General features: G+C 50.8%; 1 protein-coding gene. It reads right to left on the bottom strand.

The features are described from left to right. Window positions 1–1,307: amino acid adenylation domain-containing protein (locus tag IPU53_RS24640; RefSeq protein WP_313886559.1), on the bottom strand; the 1,307-nt coding region annotated here is incomplete at its 3' end. Window positions 1,308–1,341: the final 34 nt, after the last annotated feature.

Below are 1,341 nucleotides of genomic sequence, written 5' to 3'. Positions count from 1 at the left end.
CCTAGCACGCCTTGGAAAATCTCGACAAGTGCTTCTTCCCGTTCATTTTTCGGTGCGACATACCTAGTGGAACTGGTGAAGGTTGGCACTGGTAAGGCTTGGTGATCCAATTTTCCATTGCGCGTAACAGGCAACTGGTCCATCTCGGTCACGGTTGTTGGGATCATATAATCCGGTAATTCCGTTCGCAATTGGGTTTTGAGCTGGTCTGGGTCAGGTCGCTCGACCATGTCTTGATACACGACATAAGCCGCAAGGAAGGGTTCCCCCGTTGGGGCTGTTTGCACTAAGACTGCGACATCTTGAATCCCCGCCTGTTGCTTGATGACTTGCTCAATTTCGCCTGGTTCAATCCGGAAGCCGCGAATCTTTACTTGGTCATCGATTCTCCCCAAGTATTCGATCGTCCCATCTGGCAACCATCTCGCCAAATCGCCTGTGCGGTAGAGTCGGTCACCTGGTTGATACGGATTGGCGACAAACTTCTCAGCAGTGAGCGCTGGTTGGTTAAGATAACCTCTGGCAACTCCATCGCCGCCGACACATAATTCGCCTGGCATCCCAATCCCAGATAATTGCTCTCCTTGAAGGATGTAGGCACTGCTGTGCTGGAGCGGTCGCCCAATTGGCAGCCGGGTATCCCCTGGTTGTATTGGATAATAAAGCGAAAACGTCGTATTCTCTGTGGGGCCATAGCCATTCATTAATTGGATGGAATGGTGAGCGAGGAATCGCTCTACATGCACTTCCGACAGTTTTTCTCCACCAATTAACAGTGACTCGAGCGGCGTAAACACATCCACATCCAAATCGACGAGATTATTAAACAATTGTGCTGTCATCCACATCGTATTGATCGAATAGGTCTCCAGCGCGTCTCGTAATTGAGCCGGAGCGGTCACAATATCGGCCTCCACTAACGCGACTGTGCCGCCATTGAGAAGCGGACCCCATATTTCAAATGTGGAGGCATCAAAGGATAGCGCACCGGTTTGTAAAACGCGAGCAGACTCCAGTGGCACATAGTCTTGATTTTTCACCAACCGCACCACATTGTGATGTTCCACGATGACCCCTTTCGGTTGCCCTGTAGAACCAGAGGTGAAGATAACATATGCGATATCATGCGCGCTTCCCTTGCTTTCCTGTACCCCTTCTTGATAGTCTCCATGAAGAGAGAGAACCTGCGGGACATCGACGGTCTCCAGTGCGGTCCAGTGCCGCTCCCCACATAAAATTGTCTCAATCTGACAATCCGCAATCATCTGGTGCAATCGTTTGGCGGGATAATCAGCTTCAAGCGGCACATAGCCACAGCCATGTTTCAGAATCGCGAGCAGA

This window comes from Bacillus sp. SD088, from assembly GCF_017355205.1.
Taxonomy (GTDB): Bacteria; Bacillota; Bacilli; order Bacillales; family Bacillaceae_C; genus Lederbergia.
This window is presented reverse-complemented; position numbering and strand designations above follow the sequence as displayed.